The organism is Pseudomonas sp. FYR_7 (assembly GCF_043106155.1).
Taxonomy (GTDB): domain Bacteria; phylum Pseudomonadota; class Gammaproteobacteria; order Pseudomonadales; family Pseudomonadaceae; genus Aquipseudomonas; species Aquipseudomonas parafulva_B.
Genome location: NZ_JBICMI010000047.1, coordinates 1 through 16,418, shown reverse-complemented (window position 1 = coordinate 16,418; position 16,418 = coordinate 1). Strand labels below are relative to the sequence as shown.

The following is a 16,418-nucleotide window of genomic DNA, read 5'->3' as shown; positions in this document are numbered from 1 at the left end:
AGCGTCCATTGAAGTCAGCGCACCCGACGGTCAACGCTGTGCTTCGAAATCGAGCAGCTTGCTGGCGACACGGCCGGCATCGACCTTGTAGCTGCCATCGGCAATGGCCTGTTTGAGCTGGGCTACCTTGGCGCTGTTGACGACGGGTTCATCGCGCAGCTTGTCGCTGATCTTTTGCAACTGCTGGGCCTCTGGGCTTAGGTGCACGGCTTCTCCGCTTGCACCCGTGCCCTTTACTGTTTCCTGGCTGGCAGCCGGCTTTTCAGTGCTGCCAGGGGCATTGCTGCCGCGTACACCGCCGGTGACGGCCGGGGAATTATTCAAACGACTGAAGTCGATGACCATGATCAGAAAACCTCTGGGTTTATGGACGCTTGCCTTGTTTTCGGCCAACTCACGATAAACTTTAGGCACAAATGCGTGACTGTCTTGAGCGACAGCCTGTTACCCGTTTTCTGACACAGTCTAAAAAAAGCGGTTCCCCGGCGCCAGCGGCTTCCGCCCGCTGGCCTACATGCTCACCTCGACCTGGCCCGGGCCCGTCACCATGGCCTTGACCACGCGTTTGGAATTGAGATTGCGCACCCGAATCTGCTCGCTGATGCCGCCTTTGCTCAGCGCCTCGCCAGGCATGCGCACGCTCAACGTGCCACTGCGGGCAACGATCACCACATGATCGCCCTTGCGCACCACCTCCGCCTGCTCCAGGTGTTGAGGCGTCAGCACCTGATCCATCACCGTCGGGCGCAGCATCTTCATCCCGACCGCCTGGCCCACATCGGTCAGAAACCCTTGGCCCAGCGTGCCGACGTCCCGCTCGCGCAGGGCCACATCGCCTTCGCTCACCACGTTGTCCCGTCGCAGCGGGCGGGTGACCACGACCACCTCGCGGAACAAGCGAACGGTGGCGGGCACGAAAACGGTCCAGGGCGCCGCGCCGTCGCAACGTACACGCACCGTCACCCGCCCCAGCGGCACGCTCGGGCTTTCCAGCGAAGCGTCGAGCGCCTGGCTGCACAAGGGCATGCGCAACCTTGGGTCCAACGGGTTCACCTGGATCTCGTAGCGGCCGGCCGTTTGGGTCGTGGCGAGATAATCTTCGACGGTGAACTCAAGAAACCCTTGGGTGACACCGATAAGCTGTTCAGGCATGGTGAACGCGTCCGCCCAGGTGCGAACCGGTACCAGCAGGCACAATGCGGCCAGCAAGCCAGCCAGCAGGCGCGTCAATCGTCGGGAAACTGTCGTTTTCATGTACATGGCGCTCAAAAAAGCAAAGCCCGTGCCGACTTCTTGAGTAAGTGGCAACGAATGGCTGACAGGTAAGGAGTTCGGCATGGCGGGGGTTATGGATTCGGTCAACCAGCGCACACAGCTGGTTGGGCAGAATCGCCTGGAGCTGCTGCTGTTCCGCCTCAACGGCGAACAGCTTTATGGCATCAACGTTTTCAAGGTCAGGGAAGTGCTGCAATGTCCTGCGCTGACCATACTGCCCAAGGCGCACCCGGTGGTGCGCGGCGTCGCCAACATCCGCGGGGCGACGATTCCGATCCTTGACCTGTCGATGGCCACCGGCCTGCGCCCGTTGCAGGAAGACACGCGCAGCAGTTTCGTGATCATTACCGAGTACAACACCAAGACCCAGGGCTTTCTGGTGCATTCGGTCGAGCGCATCGTCAACATGAACTGGGAAGAAATCCACCCGCCACCCAAGGGGACCGGCCGCGATCATTACCTGACGGCAGTCACGCGGGTGGACAACCGCATGGTCGAGATCATCGACGTGGAGAAGGTGCTGGCCGAGGTCGCGCCGTCTTCGGAGGCGGTGTCGGCGGGGGTGGTGGACGCCGAGGTGCAGGACAAGGCCGTGATGCTGCGGGTGTTGACCGTCGACGATTCGTCGGTGGCACGCAAGCAGGTCAGCCGTTGCCTGCAGACGGTTGGCGTCGAGGTGGTGGCCCTCAATGACGGTCGCCAGGCCTTGAACTACCTGCGCCAATTGGTGGACGAAGGCAAGAAGCCCGAAGAAGAGTTTCTGATGATGATTTCCGACATTGAGATGCCGGAAATGGACGGCTATACCCTGACAGCGGAAATTCGCAGCGACCCGCGCATGCAAAAGCTGCACATCTGCCTGCATACTTCCCTGTCCGGGGTGTTCAACCAGGCGATGGTCAAGAAAGTGGGCGCCGATGATTTCCTGGCCAAGTTCCGGCCGGATGATCTGGCCCAGCGCGTGGTTGACCGAATCAAGGCAGCACATTGAAAGGCGCCGGGGTTCGCCCCGGCCACAGTGATTGAAAAGAGGCGGCAGCAGTGTCTACGGGTAATTTGGATTTCGAACAGTTCCGGGTCTTTCTGGAAAAAGCCTGTGGCATCTTGCTGGGCGAAAATAAGCAGTACCTGGTGTCCAGCCGCCTCAACAAATTGATGGAGCAGCAGGGCATCAAGAGCCTGGGCGAGCTGGTGCAACGCATCCAGGCCCAGCCGCGGGGCGGCCTGCGCGAGCAGGTGGTCGATGCCATGACCACCAACGAAACCCTGTGGTTTCGCGATACCTACCCGTTCGAGGTGCTCAAGAACAAGGTCATCCCCGAGTTTATCCGCAACAACCCCGGCCAGCGCCTGCGCATGTGGTCGGCGGCGTGCTCTTCGGGCCAGGAGCCGTACTCCATCTCCATGGCCATCGACGAGTTCGAACGCAGCAACCTGGGCCAGCTGAAAATGGGCGCGCAGATCGTCGCGACCGACCTGTCGGGCACCATGCTCAACAACTGCAAGACTGGCGAGTACGACAGCCTGGCGATTGCCCGCGGCTTGTCGGCCGAGCGCCTGCAGCGCTACTTCGACCCCAAGGGGCCGGGGCGCTGGGCGATCAAGCCGGCGATTCGCAACCGGGTGGAGTTTCGCTCGTTCAACTTGCTCGACAGCTATGCAAGCCTGGGCAAGTTCGACATCGTGTTCTGTCGCAACGTCTTGATCTACTTCTCGGCCCAGGTCAAGAAAGACATCCTGCTGCGCATTCACAGCACCCTCAAGCCAGGCGGGTACCTGTTCCTGGGCGCATCCGAAGCCCTCAACGGCCTGCCGGACCATTACCAGATGGTGCAGTGCAGCCCGGGCATCATCTATCAGGCCAAATAGGCCCATGCCGTATGTGCCGCTGACCGGGCGATGCCTTGTCAGCGGCTTTCAATGAGTCGGCCCTGTCGCTGACGTCAATTTTTTGTTTTGCCGCTCATGTGCTCTTGTTTTTGCCGCTTGTGGCCATTGGGCCGCGTGCGGTTTGCCGCTTTTCTGGCATAGCGCCCCTTTGAACAGGGCTGCAAGGCCTTGAATACGGGCTTTGCCGATGTTGGCACAAGCCTTGCTAAAACCTTCGGCAACGACATTCTGGTCAACCGCTGAAGGTTTCCCCGACATGAGCATCAGCTTCGACAAGGCGCTTGGTATCCATGAAAAGGCCCTGGGCTTTCGTGCGCAACGCGCCGAAGTGCTGGCCAACAACATTGCCAACGCCGACACCCCCAACTACAAGGCCCGTGACCTGGACTTCGCCTCGGTGCTGGCCGCTGAAAGCGACAAGCAGCACAACGGCGGCCGCTTCGGCCTGGAGCGCACCAACAGCCGGCACATCGAGGCCGACGGCGTGGCGCTGAGCGACGAAGCCCTCAAGTACCGCACGCCGATGCAGCCTTCGATCGACCAGAACACCGTGGACGCGCAAATCGAGCAGTCGAATTACACCGAAAACGCGATTGGCTTCCAGGCCAGCTTCACGTTGCTCAACAGTAAATTCAAAGGGCTGGTATCAGCCCTGCGGGGAGAATGACCATGTCCCTTTCCAGCGTCTTCAACATTGCCGGTTCCGGCATGAGCGCGCAGAACACGCGCCTGAACACCGTCGCCTCCAACATTGCCAACGCCGAGACGGTCTCGTCGAGCATCGACCAGACCTACCGCGCTCGCCATCCCGTGTTCGCCACCACGTTCCAGAACACCCAGGCCGGCACCAGCCAGTCGCTGTTCGAGGACCAGGGCGAGGCAGGGCAGGGCGTGCAAGTAACCGGCATCGTCGAGGACCAGAGCAACCTCGAGGCCCGCTACGAGCCTAGCCACCCGGCGGCGAACAAGGACGGCTACGTGTATTACCCCAACGTTAACGTGGTCGAGGAGATGGCTGACATGATCTCGGCCAGCCGCGCGTTCCAGACCAATGCCGAGTTGATGAACACGGCCAAGAGCATGATGCAGAAGGTGCTGACCCTGGGTCAGTGATAGGACGCCGACATGACCACCACCAATGCCACAGGCGAAGTCGGTAGTAGCTACCTGAACTCGCTGCAGCGAAAAGAAAGCAAGAACGACGAAAAGACCGGCGCCGCCGGCAGTGCCCTGGGCAAAGATGCCTTCCTGCAGCTGCTGGTCACCCAGATGAAAAACCAGAACCCCCTGGACCCGCAGCAGAACGGCGAGTTCGTGGCGCAGTTGGCCCAGTTCAGCAGCTTGGAAGGTATCCAGACCCTGAACAGCTCGGTCGGCTACATCGCCAGTGCGTTCCAGTCGTCCCAGGCCTTGCAGGCGTCGTCGCTGGTCGGACGCAACGTGATCGTGCAGACCGACAAGGCCGTGGTCGACACCAGCAAGGACATGAAGGGCTCGGTGAACCTCACCGGCTCGAGCACCGCCACCTCGGTGGGCGTGTACGACAAGGACGGCAAGCTGGTGCGCACCCTCGACCTGGGCAGCCAGGCTGGCGGCAAGGTGGACTTCACCTGGGATGGCAAGGATGACGCCGGTGAGACCCTGCCGGCCGGCACCTACAGCTTCAAGGCCACCGCCTCGATCAATGGCACGGCCACGGCCATGACCACCAACCTGCCGGCCACCGTCACCAGCGTGACCATGGGCACCAACGGCGGCGAAATGTCGCTGAACCTGGCAGGGCTGGGCAGCGTTCCACTTTCCACCATTCAAAGCATCGGCATCTAGGGCCTAGCGCACATTTTCAGGAGTTAGCGTATGTCTTACAACATTGGCTTAAGCGGCCTCAATGCAGCCAACAAGGCCCTGAACGTGACCGGCAACAACATTGCCAACGTCGCCACCACTGGCTTCAAGTCCTCGCGCGCCGAGTTCGCCGACCAGTACTCAAGCTCCATTCGCGGCACCAGCGCCGGCCGTACCTCCATTGGTACCGGCGTAAGAACCGCCGCCATTTCCCAGCAGTTCAGCTCGGGCAACATCAACGGCACCGGCCAGGCGCTGGACATGGCCATTGACGGCAACGGCTTCTTCGCGCTCAACGACAACGGCTCGAAGATCTATACCCGGGCCGGGGCGTTCTACAGTGACAAGCAGGGCTTCGTCGTCAACGCCGGCGGCGCCAACCTGCAAGGTTATGGCGTCGACGAAAATGGCCAGGTGGTGCAGGGCGTATTGACCAACCTTCAGATCGACACGGCCAACCTCACCCCCAAGGCCACGTCCAAGATCGAGCAGACGGTCAACCTCAAGTCCAGCGATGGCGCGCCTACGGTCACCCCGTTCGACCCAGCCGACGTCAAGAGCTACAACTTCACGTTCTCAAGCGACGTGTACGATAGCCAGGGCAATGCGCACCAGTTGAACCAGTACTTCATCAAGGATGACACGTCCAATTCCTGGAAGATGTACAGCACCATCGACGGTCGCAACCCACAGGACCCGACCTCCACGCAGCCGCTGATCAATGACCTGCCATTCAAGTCCGACGGCACGCTCAACGCCGATGCCCTCACGCCTGGGCCGGTGACCGGTGGCCTGTCGATCAATGCGAACAAGACTTTCAACCTGGACAACTGGATCCCCGCGCAGAAGAACGCTGCCGGCCAGTGGTCAGCCAACGGCGCCAATGCCAACCCCGGCGGCGTCAGCCTCGACATGCTGGGCATGACCCAGTACAACGCCGCCTCGGCCGTGACCGCCAAGGATCAGGACGGGTTCGCTACGGGTGAGCTGTCTAGCCTGTCGGTAGACAAGGGCGGCTTCCTGTTCGCCAACTTCACCAATGGCAAGAACAAAGTCATCGGCCAGGTCGCCATCGCTAGCTTCGCCAACATGCAGGGCCTGACGCCGATCGGCGGCACCAACTGGCAGGAGTCCTTCTCATCGGGTGTCCCGGTGATCGGCGCGCCGGACACCGGCACCCTGGGCCAGATTGCAGGTTCTTCGCTGGAAGATTCCAACGTCGACCTGACCGGCGAGCTGGTGAACCTGATCAAGGCGCAGAGCAACTACCAGGCCAACGCCAAGACGATTTCCACCGAAAGCACCATCATGCAAACCATCATCCAGATGAGCTGATGGCGTGCCGAGGCGTGACACTCAGGGTTTACGAGCAGTGTCGATGAAGCATGTCTGGTTGTTGTCCTTTCTGCTGGTGATAGGGGGCGGTAGTGCCAACTGGGCAGAGGCCGCCCCAAGCCCTTTCTTCCTTTGGCAAAGCCTGGTCACCGGGCGATACATCTGCGTCCAAGGCAACCCGGGTTCAGGCTGGACCCGGTTTGCCGGCCCCTACAAAAACGGCGCCTGCCGCGATCACTGATCCAGGCGCTTTTGATCCGATGCCAACAAACTGACACCGATGGTAAAGCCGTCGCGCTGAAGTGCCCGATTCACCGGGGTGCAAAGCTGGTTCGATTATTGCTAGACCCTGCCTGATGACAGCGCGGTACTGGCGCGCGGAGGAGATGCTGTGGACAAATTGCTTTACGTGGCCATGACCGGGGCTAGCCAGAACGCGCTGGCCCAGAAGGCCCACGCCAACAATCTGGCGAACGTTTCCACCAACGGTTTCCAGCGCGACCTGGAGCAGGCCCGCTCGATGCCGGTCTTTGGCGACAGCTTCCCGGCGCGCGCCTTTGCCCTGACCGAGCGTCCAGCCACCGACTTCAGCGAAGGGCCGATGATCGAAACCGGTCGCGACCTGGACGTGGCTGTGAGCGGCCATGGCTTTATCGCCGTGCAGGCCCCCGACGGCAGCGAAGCCTATGTGCGCACTGGCAGCCTGAATATCGACGCCCTTGGCGTGTTGCGCGCCGGCAACGGCATGCCGGTGATCGGCAACGGCGGCCCGATTGCCATTCCACCTGAGCAGAAGGTGGAAGTAGGTGCCGACGGCACCATCAGCATCCGCTCCATGGGCGAAGACCCGCGGGTGATGGCCGAAGTCGACCGCATCAAGCTGGTCAACCCGGACACCAAGGGGTTGAACAAAGGTGCAGACGGCCTGATTCACACCGCCAGCGGCCAGCCGGCCGATGCCGACGTCAATGTTCGCGTGGTCTCGGGCTTTCTTGAAGGCAGCAACGTCAACGCGGTGGAAGAGATGACCTCGGTGCTGGCGTTGTCCCGCCAGTTCGAGCTGCACGTGAAAATGATGAGCGCGGCCAAGGAAGGCGATGAAGCCATGGCGCGGGTTTTGCAAATCGGCTAATGACATTTGAACGGGTGCCGTAAAACAGGCGCGCGAGGAGAACTTACATGCTTCCAGCTCTATGGGTCGCCAAAACCGGCCTGTCCGCCCAGGACACCAACCTGACGGTGATTTCCAACAACCTGGCCAACGTGTCGACCACCGGCTTCAAACGTGATCGCGCCGAGTTCCAGGACCTGTTGTACCAGATCCGTCGCCAGCCAGGTGCCCAGTCCACCCAGGACAGCCAGCTGCCCTCCGGCTTGCAGGTAGGTACTGGCGTGCGCATTGTCGGCACCCAGAAAAGCTTCGTGGCTGGCAGCCTGCAGACCACCGAGAACCCGCTGGACATGGCGGTCAATGGTCGTGGTTTCTTTCAGATCCTGCAGCCAGATGGCACGGTTTCGTACACCCGTGACGGCACCTTCCACCTCAACTCCGATGGCCAGATCGTCACCGCCAACGGCTATGCCCTGGAGCCTGCCATCGTCGTGCCCAACGACGCGCAGACCTTCACCGTCGGCCAGGACGGTACCGTATCGATCACCACCGCCGGCAACCCGGCCGCCCAGGTGATCGGCAACATCCAGACCGCCGACTTCATCAACCCGGCGGGCCTGCAGGCCATCGGTGGCAACCTGTTCCTGGAAACGGCCGCCAGCGGCGCCCCCCAAGTCGGCACCCCGGGCCTGAACGGCTTCGGTACCACCTTGCAGCAAACCCTGGAGAACTCCAACGTCAGCACCGTGGAAGAGCTGGTGAACATGATCACCACCCAGCGCGCCTACGAGATGAACTCCAAGGTCATTTCTGCCGCCAACTCGATGCTGCAGACCGTTACCCAGCAGCTGTGATCCCAGCAACTTCCGTAGCACCCGTGAGGTATGCATCATGAATCGTCTGTTGTCCGTTTTCGCCCTGGGCGGTGCGGTGTTGCTTGCAGGCTGCGTCGCCCCCGCGGCCAAGCCCAACGACCCGTACTATGCGCCGGTGCTCCCGCGCACCCCTTTGCCGGCAGCGGCCAACAACGGTTCGATCTACCAGGCCGGTTTCGAGCAGAACCTGTATAGCGACCGCAAGGCATTCCGCGTGGGTGACATCATCACCATCACCCTGAACGAGCGCACCTCGGCCAGCAAGAACGCAGGTTCCCAGATCCAGAAGAACAGCAAGGCCAGCCTTGGTCTGTCGTCGCTGTTCGGGGCCAGGCCGAACACCAACAACCCGTTCGGCGGCGGCGACCTGTCGCTCGATGCCGGCTACAGCGGTGATCGCACCACCAAGGGCGACAGCAAGGCCACCCAGGGCAACACCTTGACCGGCTCGGTGACCGTCACCGTGGCCGAAGTGCTGCCCAATGGCATCATCGCCGTGCGCGGCGAGAAGTGGCTGACCCTGAACACCGGTGAAGAGCTGGTGCGCATCGCCGGGCTCATCCGCGCCGACGACATCGCCACCGACAACACCGTGCCGTCCACGCGGGTGGCCGATGCGCGCATCACCTATTCCGGCACTGGCTCGTTTGCCGATGCCAGCCAGCCCGGGTGGCTGGACCGCTTCTTCATGAGCCCGCTTTGGCCCTTCTGAGTACCCTGACCATGCTCAATCTGAGGCAACTGCTCACCGCCACCTTGCTGCTGACCTGCGCCTGCGCCGCTCAAGCCGAGCGCCTGAAGGACATCGCCAGCATTTCGGGCGTACGTTCCAACCAGTTGATCGGCTACGGCCTGGTGGTCGGCCTGAACGGTACCGGCGACCAGACCACGCAAACGCCTTTCACCCTGCAGACGTTCAACAACATGCTGTCGCAGTTCGGCATCAAGGTGCCGCCTGGATCGGGCAACGTGCAGTTGAAGAACGTTGCCGCAGTATCGGTGCATGCCGACTTGCCGGCCTTCGCCAAGCCAGGGCAGGTGGTGGACATCACCGTGTCGTCGATCGGTAACTCCAAGAGCCTGCGTGGGGGCAGCTTGTTGATGACCCCGCTCAAGGGGATCGACGGCAACGTCTACGCCATCGCCCAGGGCAACCTGGTGGTGGGCGGCTTCGATGCCGAAGGGCGCGACGGCTCGCGGATCACCGTCAACGTGCCGTCTGCCGGCCGTATCCCGGGCGGCGCCAGCGTCGAGCGGGCAGTGCCAAGCGGTTTCAACCAGGGCAACACCCTGACCCTGAACCTCAACCGCCCCGACTTCACCACCGCCAAGCACATCGTCGACAAAGTCAACGACCTGCTCGGCCCTGGCGTGGCCCAGGCCGTGGATGGCGGTTCGGTGCGCGTGAGCGCGCCGATGGACCCCAGCCAGCGGGTGGACTACCTGTCGATCCTGGAAAACCTGGAAATCGATCCGGGCCAGGCAGTGGCCAAGGTGATCATCAACTCGCGTACCGGCACTATCGTCATCGGCCAGAACGTCAAGGTATCGCCGGCGGCGGTAACCCACGGCAGCCTAACGGTGACCATCACCGAAGACCCCATCGTCAGCCAGCCGGGCCCGCTCTCCAATGGCCAGACCGCCGTGGTCCCGCGCTCGCGGGTCAGCGCCGAGCAGGAAGCCAAGCCGATGTTCAAGTTCGGCCCGGGTACCACGCTGGATGAAATCGTCCGGGCGGTGAACCAGGTGGGCGCCGCGCCCGGTGACCTGATGGCCATTCTCGAAGCCCTGAAACAGGCCGGCGCCTTGCAGGCCGACCTGATCGTGATCTGAGGACGGCATCGATGAACAGCAAGAGCCTGGTTTCCGGCAGTGTCGACAGCGGTGCCTTCACCGACCTCAACCGCCTCAATGCCCTCAAGCACGGTGATCGCGACAGCGAAGCCAACGTGCGCAAGGTGGCCCAGGAGTTCGAGTCGATGTTCATCAGCGAGATGCTCAAGGCTTCGCGCAAGGCCAGCGATGTCCTGGCCGACGACAACCCGATGAACACCGAGACGGTCAAGCAGTACCGGGACATGTACGACCAGCAGTTGTCGGTGAGCATGTCCCGCGAGGGTGGCGGTATCGGCCTGCAGGATGTGCTGGTACGCCAGCTGACCAAAAGCCGCAGCGCCGCCGCCAATACCAGCCCGTTCCCGCGTGGCCAGGCAGGCCCGGTGTTGTGGGGTAGCAAGGTCGCAGACCCGGTCCACGCCACCCAAGCGGCCAGCACCCGCAACGACGTCGCCGCGCTCAATGCGCGGCGCCTGGCGTTGCCCAGCCGCCTTACCGACCGCCTGCTGGCCGGCATCGTGCCTACTGCGGCCACGGCGCCTGTCGGCGCAGCCCCCGTGCGCGACGGCCAGCAGCCGGCCAAGGCCTTTGCCGTGCCCGAGAACGGGCTGCGCATTACCGGCCGTGCCATTGCCCAGCCGCCGCTGGCACCGAAAAAGGCCTTCACCGACAGCGATTCGTTCATCGCCACCATGCTGCCAATGGCCGAGCAGGCCGCCAAGCGCATCGGTATCGACCCGCGCTACCTGGTCGCCCAGGCTGCGCTGGAAACCGGTTGGGGCAAGTCGGTCATGCGCAACAGCGACGGCAGCAGCAGCCACAACCTGTTCGGCATCAAGGCCACCGGCAACTGGCAGGGCGAGCAGGCCAGGGCCATCACCAGTGAATTCCGCGACGGCCAGTTCGTCAAGGAAACCGCCCAGTTCCGCAGCTACGACTCCTACCAGGACAGCTTCCACGACCTGGTGAGCCTGTTGCAGAACAATTCGCGCTATCAAGAAGCGGTCAAGTCGGCCGATAACCCAGAGCAGTTTGCACGCGAGTTGCAAAAGGCCGGTTACGCGACCGACCCGGGCTATGCGAAGAAAATCATCAGCATCGCCCAGCAAATGCAGAAGACACCGCAATACGCCATGGCTGGCAGCACCACGAACCTTTGAAAGGACTAAATCATGTCGAGCCTGATTTCGATCGGCCTGAGTGGCTTGAGTGCCAGCCAGGCGCACCTGTCGGTCACCAGTAACAACATCGCCAACGCCGCCACCGGCGGCTATTCGCGCCAGCAGGCCATGCAAGTGGCCGGTGCCTCGCAGTACATGGGCGCAGGTTTTCTGGGCAGTGGGACCACGCTGGCAGACGTGCGCCGTATCTACAGTGCCTACCTCGACAATCAGTTGCAGACGGCGACGTCCCTGCAAGCCGATTCCACGGCATTCCGGGACCAGGTGACCGGTGTCGACAAGCTGCTGGCTGACCGGGATACCGGCATCAGCTCGGTACTGACTGCGTTTTTCTCGGCCATGCAAACCGCAGCGGCCAAGCCCGGCGATGTGGCCTCGCGGCAACTGTTGCTGACCCAGGCGCAGACCTTGAGCAACCGTTTCAATGCTGTCAGCACCCAATTGACCCAGCAGAACGACGTCATCAACTCCCAGCTCGATACCTTGGCGGGGCAGGTCAACAAGCTCACCAGCAGCATCGCCGAATACAACAAGCAGATCGTGGCCGCCAGCGGCACCGGCAGCACGCCCAACAACCTGCTCGATGCCCGCAGCGAAGCCGTGCGCCAGCTGAACGAACTGGTGGGCGTGACCGTTCAGGAGCGTGAAGGCAACTACGATGTGATCCTGGGCAGCGGCCAGTCGCTGGTGACCGGGAGCAGGTCCAACCCGTTGTCGGTTCAGCCGGGGGTGGCCGACAAAAGCCAGGCGACCTTGCGCATCAATTACGAGTCGTTCAGCTCGGACGTGACCTCGGTAGCCACCGGCGGCACCATCGGTGGCCTGTTGCGCTACCGCCAGGACGTGCTGACGCCTTCGATGAACGAGTTGGGCCGCGTGGCGCTGGTCGTCGCCGACAGCATCAACAGCCAGCTGGGCCAGGGCCTGGACGCCAACGGGCAGTTCGGCAGCTCGCTGTTCTCCAGCATCAACAGCGCCAGTGCCATCGCCCAGCGCAGCCTGGCCTCGTCGAACAACAGCGCAGGCTCGGGCAACCTCGATGTCACCATTGCCAACAGCGGCGCCCTGAGCACCTACGACTACGAAGTGAAGTTCACCAGCGGCAATCAGTACAGTGTGCGCCGCTCCGACGGCACCGACATGGGCTCGTTCGACCTCAATGCCGACCCTGCGCCGGTCATCGATGGTTTTAGCCTGTCCCTCAAGGGTGGTGCGCTGGCCGCCGGCGACAGCTTCAAGGTGATTCCTACCCGCTCGGCCGCCACCGGTATTACCACAGTACTCACCGATGCCAACAAGCTGGCGTTCGCCGGCCCTGTGAGCGCTGCCGTTGGCAGCGGCAACAGCGGCACCGGCACTATCACCCAACCTAGCCTTGGACAAGCGCTGGATATCTATGGCGGTGCCGACACGGCCCTGACGCAGCAGGCGATCAAGGACGCCATGCCGGTGCGCGTGGTGTTCGACGCAGCCAGCGGTGGGTCCCAGGGCTACAAGCTGTTTGATGCCAAGGGCGCGCAGATCGGCACTGGGACCGTGGTGCCAGGCCAGGACAATAAGCTCTCGCTGTCGATACCGATGCGTGATGCATCGGGCAACCCGATTCTCGACCCCAGCGGCAATCCGCGCACTTTTGCGCTGGAAACCACCATCGGCGGCAGCCCAGCGACCAACGACAGCTTTACCTTGTCGTTCAATGTCGATGGCAAGGCGGATAACCGCAATGCCAATGCCCTGTTGAGCCTGCAGACCAAATCGACCGTGGGGACCAATTCCGGTGGCGGCACCAGTTTCACTTCCGCCTATGCCGCCTTGGTAGAGCGGGTGGGTGCCAAGGCCAGTCAAGCGTCTATCGATACCACTGCAACGGCCGCGGTGCTCAAGTCGGCAAGTGAAAGTCGCAGCGCCGTCTCTGGGGTGAACCTGGACGACGAAGCCGCCAACCTCGTCAAGTTCCAGCATTACTACACCGCGTCGTCGCAGATCATCAAGGCGGCGCAAGAAACGTTCTCGACCTTGATCAACGCGCTATAAGGAGGCTGATCGTGCGAATTTCAACTGCCCAGTTTTACGAAACCAGCTCCAACACCTACTCCAAGAACTATTCGGATTTGGCCAAGATCACGGCCCAGGTGACCTCCAAGTCGCGCATTCAGACCGCAGGCGACGACCCGGTGGGCGCTGCGCGCTTGCTGTTGTTGCAACAGCAAAGCGCGTTGCTCGATCAGTACAGTGGCAACATGACCACCGTCAAGAACGCCCTGCTGCAGCAAGAGAGCGTGCTGTCTACCATCAACGATGCGCTGCAGCGGGCAAGCGAGCTGTCGATTCAGGCGGGTAACGGTGGTCTGAGCGACGCTGACCGCACCTCCATCGCCAGCGAAATCAAGGAAATCGAGGCCAACGTGTTCGGCCTGCTCAATTCCCGTGACGCCAACGGGGACTACATGTTTGGAGGGTCCAAGAATTCGACCCCGCCCTATGTTCGCAATGCCGACGGCTCCTACAGCTATCAGGGCGATCAGACCCAGATGAGCCTGCAGGTATCCGATACCTTGCATTTGGCCATCAACGACAGTGGCTTCAGCGTTTTCGACCAGGCCACCAACAACAGCCGCACGCAGTCGACCTTGCAGGCGCCGACGCCCAACGATGGCAAGGTGCTGCTTTCGGGTGGGTTGCTGACATCGGCCAACACCTACAGCGACAAGTTCGCAGCGGGCCAGCCTTATACGGTTACCTTCACCAGCGCCACTGAATACAGCATCAAGGACGCCGCCGGTAACGACATCACCCACGAAACCGCTGGCAAGGGCAAGTTCGATGTCAATACCGAAGGCGGCAAGATGATCTCGCTGCGGGGTGTGGATTTCGAGGTCAACCTGAACCTTGCCGAGGGTGACGATCCTGATGCCGTGGTGGCAGGGCATGTCTTCACCCTCGAAGCCAAGCCAGATACCCTGACCGCTACTCGCAGTGCAGGTAACCCCTCGACCTCTCAGGTCGTGGGCTCAAGCGTTACCGACCCCGATGCCTATCGCAGTACCTTCCCCAGCAACGGCGCAGTGCTCAGGTTCACCAGCGACACCGAGTACCAGCTTTTTGCGCAGCCCTACGATGCCCAGAGCAAACCGATTGCCTCGGGCACCATGGGGGCGGGTAATGCCGTGACGGTAGCGGGTGTGACCTATCAGTTCAACGGGGCGCCGGCCCAGGGCGATCAGTTCTCCATCAATGCCAACACCCACCGCACGCAGAACCCGCTGGACACCTTGGGGCAATTGCGAAGCGTGTTGGAGAAACCCCTTGATACGCCTGAAGCGCAGGCTGCTCTGAAGGCCGCAACGGACTCGGCGATTTCCAACCTGGCCAGTGCGCGTGATCGCATCGACATTACCCGAGGCTCGATCGGTGCCCGGGCCAATTCGCTTGAGATACAGGCTCAGGAAAACGAAAGCCTAGGTCTTGCCAACAAGAGCACGCAAAGCGCAATTGGCGACACCGACATGGCGACCGCCACGATCCAGCTGACCCTGCAACAGGCGATGCTCGAAGCCTCTCAGCTGGCATTTGCGCGAATATCGCAGTTGAGCTTGTTCGATAAGCTCTAAGTGAACCAGGGGGCGCGGAGCCAGGCTTCGCGCTCTGCTTCGTTGCAACCGACCATGGCTGTGATTGAGTGGCCTTGCTGGGTTGGCGCGCTCAAATGATGGCGCTGGCAGCGACGGGCGCCTCACAAGCGAGCTTGTTTGAAACCTGCGGCTTTGTCCCTCAATGACGGGATATCCCTATGCACGGCGCGTGATGAATTCAACGTGCCACGCCCTCGATACCTGCCTTTCGTTGCATTTCAATGTGACCAATGAGTCAAAACGGTCATCTTCCCTGTATTCTATGCAGCAGCTGTTGCAGCATTTTGTTACCGGTGCGCAGGCAGGCTCTGCTCTATCCCCTCCCCAGGCGGTGACGCTCCGGTTTTTGGCGCCCTCAATCGATCGAGTGGTGGTCTTTGGCTGTTTTCATTGGGAAGCCAGAATGATTGGCATCAAGAGTATCGCGAGTTACGTGCCCACCGCTGGCCTGGACAACTACGTCCAGGGTGCGAAGTTCGGCAAGGACGAAGAGTTCATGTTCGGCAAGATCGGTGCGTCCTTCTTGCCACGCAAGGCCCCGGAGCAGGAAACCTCCGACCTGTGCGTGGAGGCCGCCCGGGCACTGTTCGCCAACAACCCCGACCTCGATCCGCAGTCGATCGACGCGTTGATCGTGGTGACCCAAAATGGCGATGAAGAAGGCCTGCCGCACACGGCCGCCATCGTCCAGAGCAAGCTCGGGCTGTCTACCCGCGTGGCAGCGTTCGACATCTCCCTGGGCTGCTCGGGGTATGTGTATGGGCTGTATGCGATCAAGGGCTTCATGGAGGCGGCGGGTCTGAAGAACGGGCTGCTGATCACCGCCGACCCGTATTCGAAGATCGTCGACCCGGAAGACCGCAATACCACCATGCTGTTCGGCGACGCGGCCACGGCCACCTGGATGGCCGATGGCGCGGTCTGGAAGCTGGGCGAAGCACGCTTTGGCACTGACGGTTCGGGTGCCGAGCACCTGAAGGTGTCCGATGGTACGTTCTTCATGAATGGCCGGCAGGTGTTCAATTTTGCTCTGGTCAAGGTGCCGGCGCATTTGCACGAGCTGCTTGATGCCAGCGGCCTGCAGTCTTCGGACATCGATGCGTTCTGCATCCACCAGGGCAGTGCGGCGATCGTCGATGCGGTGGCTCGGCGGTTCGAGGAGCATCATCCGGAGAAATTCGTGAAAGACATGCTCGAGACGGGCAATACCGTGTCGTCCAGCGTGCCGTTGCTGCTGCAAAAGCACATGCTCGACGGTAGCTGGAAGCGGGTGGCTGTGAGCGGGTTCGGGGTGGGGTTGTCCTGGGCTTCGGCGATTCTTTATCGGGATTGATGGATTTAGACCAAATTCCAGGATCGCCCTGCGGACCAACGCGGCCGGTGCCAACATAAGCGGCGAAGCTGGAATCTTTGGGGCTGCTGCGCAGCCCATCGCGGC

Annotated in this window: 17 protein-coding genes; 14 read left to right on the top strand and 3 right to left on the bottom strand. The window is 61.7% G+C overall.

What is annotated here, in order from left to right:
* Nucleotides 1–30: 30 nt before the first annotated feature.
* Nucleotides 31–345 (bottom strand): flagellar biosynthesis anti-sigma factor FlgM, encoded by a 315-nt coding sequence (gene flgM / locus ACF8R3_RS10825; protein WP_058639147.1) that lies wholly within the window; start codon nucleotides 343–345, stop codon nucleotides 31–33.
* Between the two features lie 165 nt (nucleotides 346–510).
* On the bottom strand, nucleotides 511–1,260 hold the full coding sequence (gene flgA / locus ACF8R3_RS10820) for a flagellar basal body P-ring formation chaperone FlgA (protein WP_078478895.1): 750 nt from the start codon (nucleotides 1,258–1,260) through the stop codon (nucleotides 511–513).
* Between the two features lie 76 nt (nucleotides 1,261–1,336).
* Between flgA and ACF8R3_RS10815 the strand changes: the two genes are divergently transcribed.
* Together ACF8R3_RS10815 and cheR are read left to right on the top strand one after the other, a co-directional pair.
* Nucleotides 1,337–2,266, top strand: a complete 930-nt coding sequence (locus ACF8R3_RS10815; RefSeq protein WP_058606139.1) for a chemotaxis protein CheV — start codon at nucleotides 1,337–1,339, stop codon at nucleotides 2,264–2,266.
* A 50-nt stretch (nucleotides 2,267–2,316) separates the two neighbouring features.
* Nucleotides 2,317–3,144: a protein-glutamate O-methyltransferase CheR gene (gene cheR / locus ACF8R3_RS10810; RefSeq protein ID WP_023533991.1), complete on the top strand. Its 828-nt coding sequence runs from the start codon at nucleotides 2,317–2,319 to the stop codon at nucleotides 3,142–3,144.
* Between the two features lie 48 nt (nucleotides 3,145–3,192).
* Here the strand turns inward: cheR and ACF8R3_RS10805 are convergent, their stop codons facing one another.
* Complete coding sequence (locus ACF8R3_RS10805; RefSeq protein WP_145255447.1) at nucleotides 3,193–3,441, bottom strand: hypothetical protein; 249 nt, start codon at nucleotides 3,439–3,441, stop codon at nucleotides 3,193–3,195.
* Here ACF8R3_RS10805 and flgB point away from each other — a divergent pair.
* The 12 genes from flgB (at nucleotide 3,422) to ACF8R3_RS10745 (ending at nucleotide 16,313) form a co-directional block, all read left to right on the top strand.
* Nucleotides 3,422–3,832 (top strand): flagellar basal body rod protein FlgB, encoded by a 411-nt coding sequence (gene flgB, locus ACF8R3_RS10800; protein WP_058606138.1) that lies wholly within the window; start codon nucleotides 3,422–3,424, stop codon nucleotides 3,830–3,832. The two genes, ACF8R3_RS10805 and flgB, sit on opposite strands and share 20 nt — an antisense overlap.
* 2 nt (nucleotides 3,833–3,834) lie before the next feature.
* Complete coding sequence (gene flgC / locus ACF8R3_RS10795) at nucleotides 3,835–4,278, top strand: flagellar basal body rod protein FlgC (RefSeq protein WP_023533977.1); 444 nt, start codon at nucleotides 3,835–3,837, stop codon at nucleotides 4,276–4,278.
* A gap of 12 nt (nucleotides 4,279–4,290) precedes the next feature.
* The gene (flgD, locus tag ACF8R3_RS10790) at nucleotides 4,291–4,992 is read left to right on the top strand and encodes a flagellar hook assembly protein FlgD (protein ID WP_058639144.1); all 702 of its coding nucleotides are present in this window, start codon (nucleotides 4,291–4,293) and stop codon (nucleotides 4,990–4,992) included.
* A 30-nt stretch (nucleotides 4,993–5,022) separates the two neighbouring features.
* Nucleotides 5,023–6,345 carry a flagellar hook protein FlgE gene (flgE, locus tag ACF8R3_RS10785; protein ID WP_058639143.1) on the top strand — a complete coding sequence of 441 codons (1,323 nt, stop codon included), beginning with the start codon at nucleotides 5,023–5,025 and terminating at the stop codon, nucleotides 6,343–6,345.
* A gap of 391 nt (nucleotides 6,346–6,736) precedes the next feature.
* On the top strand, nucleotides 6,737–7,477 hold the full coding sequence (locus tag ACF8R3_RS10780; protein WP_023533964.1) for a flagellar basal body rod protein FlgF: 741 nt from the start codon (nucleotides 6,737–6,739) through the stop codon (nucleotides 7,475–7,477).
* Between the two features lie 47 nt (nucleotides 7,478–7,524).
* The gene (gene flgG, locus ACF8R3_RS10775) at nucleotides 7,525–8,310 is read left to right on the top strand and encodes a flagellar basal-body rod protein FlgG (protein ID WP_023533986.1); all 786 of its coding nucleotides are present in this window, start codon (nucleotides 7,525–7,527) and stop codon (nucleotides 8,308–8,310) included.
* Between the two features lie 37 nt (nucleotides 8,311–8,347).
* Nucleotides 8,348–9,043, top strand: a complete 696-nt coding sequence (gene flgH / locus ACF8R3_RS10770; RefSeq protein ID WP_058639141.1) for a flagellar basal body L-ring protein FlgH — start codon at nucleotides 8,348–8,350, stop codon at nucleotides 9,041–9,043.
* 11 nt (nucleotides 9,044–9,054) lie between these two features.
* The gene (locus ACF8R3_RS10765; protein ID WP_058639150.1) at nucleotides 9,055–10,164 is read left to right on the top strand and encodes a flagellar basal body P-ring protein FlgI; all 1,110 of its coding nucleotides are present in this window, start codon (nucleotides 9,055–9,057) and stop codon (nucleotides 10,162–10,164) included.
* A gap of 11 nt (nucleotides 10,165–10,175) precedes the next feature.
* Entirely contained in the window at nucleotides 10,176–11,327 is a 1,152-nt protein-coding gene (gene flgJ / locus ACF8R3_RS10760; RefSeq protein WP_196186001.1) for a flagellar assembly peptidoglycan hydrolase FlgJ, read from the top strand.
* Between the two features lie 12 nt (nucleotides 11,328–11,339).
* Nucleotides 11,340–13,382, top strand: a complete 2,043-nt coding sequence (gene flgK, locus ACF8R3_RS10755) for a flagellar hook-associated protein FlgK (RefSeq protein ID WP_392475224.1) — start codon at nucleotides 11,340–11,342, stop codon at nucleotides 13,380–13,382.
* Nucleotides 13,383–13,393: 11 nt separating this feature from the next.
* Nucleotides 13,394–14,959 (top strand): flagellar hook-associated protein 3, encoded by a 1,566-nt coding sequence (locus ACF8R3_RS10750; protein ID WP_392515587.1) that lies wholly within the window; start codon nucleotides 13,394–13,396, stop codon nucleotides 14,957–14,959.
* Between the two features lie 424 nt (nucleotides 14,960–15,383).
* Nucleotides 15,384–16,313, top strand: a complete 930-nt coding sequence (locus ACF8R3_RS10745) for a ketoacyl-ACP synthase III (protein ID WP_058606129.1) — start codon at nucleotides 15,384–15,386, stop codon at nucleotides 16,311–16,313.
* Nucleotides 16,314–16,418 lie beyond the last annotated feature (105 nt).

Coding starts and splice junctions, on each gene's coding strand:
- flgM (WP_058639147.1), bottom strand. CDS start 345: ATGGTCATCGACTTCAGTCGTTTGAATAATTCCCCGGCCGTCACCGGC.
- flgA (WP_078478895.1), bottom strand. CDS start 1,260: ATGTACATGAAAACGACAGTTTCCCGACGATTGACGCGCCTGCTGGCT.
- ACF8R3_RS10815 (WP_058606139.1), top strand. CDS start 1,337: ATGGCGGGGGTTATGGATTCGGTCAACCAGCGCACACAGCTGGTTGGG.
- flgB (WP_058606138.1), top strand. CDS start 3,422: ATGAGCATCAGCTTCGACAAGGCGCTTGGTATCCATGAAAAGGCCCTG.
- flgC (WP_023533977.1), top strand. CDS start 3,835: ATGTCCCTTTCCAGCGTCTTCAACATTGCCGGTTCCGGCATGAGCGCG.
- flgD (WP_058639144.1), top strand. CDS start 4,291: ATGACCACCACCAATGCCACAGGCGAAGTCGGTAGTAGCTACCTGAAC.
- flgE (WP_058639143.1), top strand. CDS start 5,023: ATGTCTTACAACATTGGCTTAAGCGGCCTCAATGCAGCCAACAAGGCC.
- flgG (WP_023533986.1), top strand. CDS start 7,525: ATGCTTCCAGCTCTATGGGTCGCCAAAACCGGCCTGTCCGCCCAGGAC.
- flgH (WP_058639141.1), top strand. CDS start 8,348: ATGAATCGTCTGTTGTCCGTTTTCGCCCTGGGCGGTGCGGTGTTGCTT.
- ACF8R3_RS10765 (WP_058639150.1), top strand. CDS start 9,055: ATGCTCAATCTGAGGCAACTGCTCACCGCCACCTTGCTGCTGACCTGC.
- flgJ (WP_196186001.1), top strand. CDS start 10,176: ATGAACAGCAAGAGCCTGGTTTCCGGCAGTGTCGACAGCGGTGCCTTC.
- flgK (WP_392475224.1), top strand. CDS start 11,340: ATGTCGAGCCTGATTTCGATCGGCCTGAGTGGCTTGAGTGCCAGCCAG.
- ACF8R3_RS10745 (WP_058606129.1), top strand. CDS start 15,384: ATGATTGGCATCAAGAGTATCGCGAGTTACGTGCCCACCGCTGGCCTG.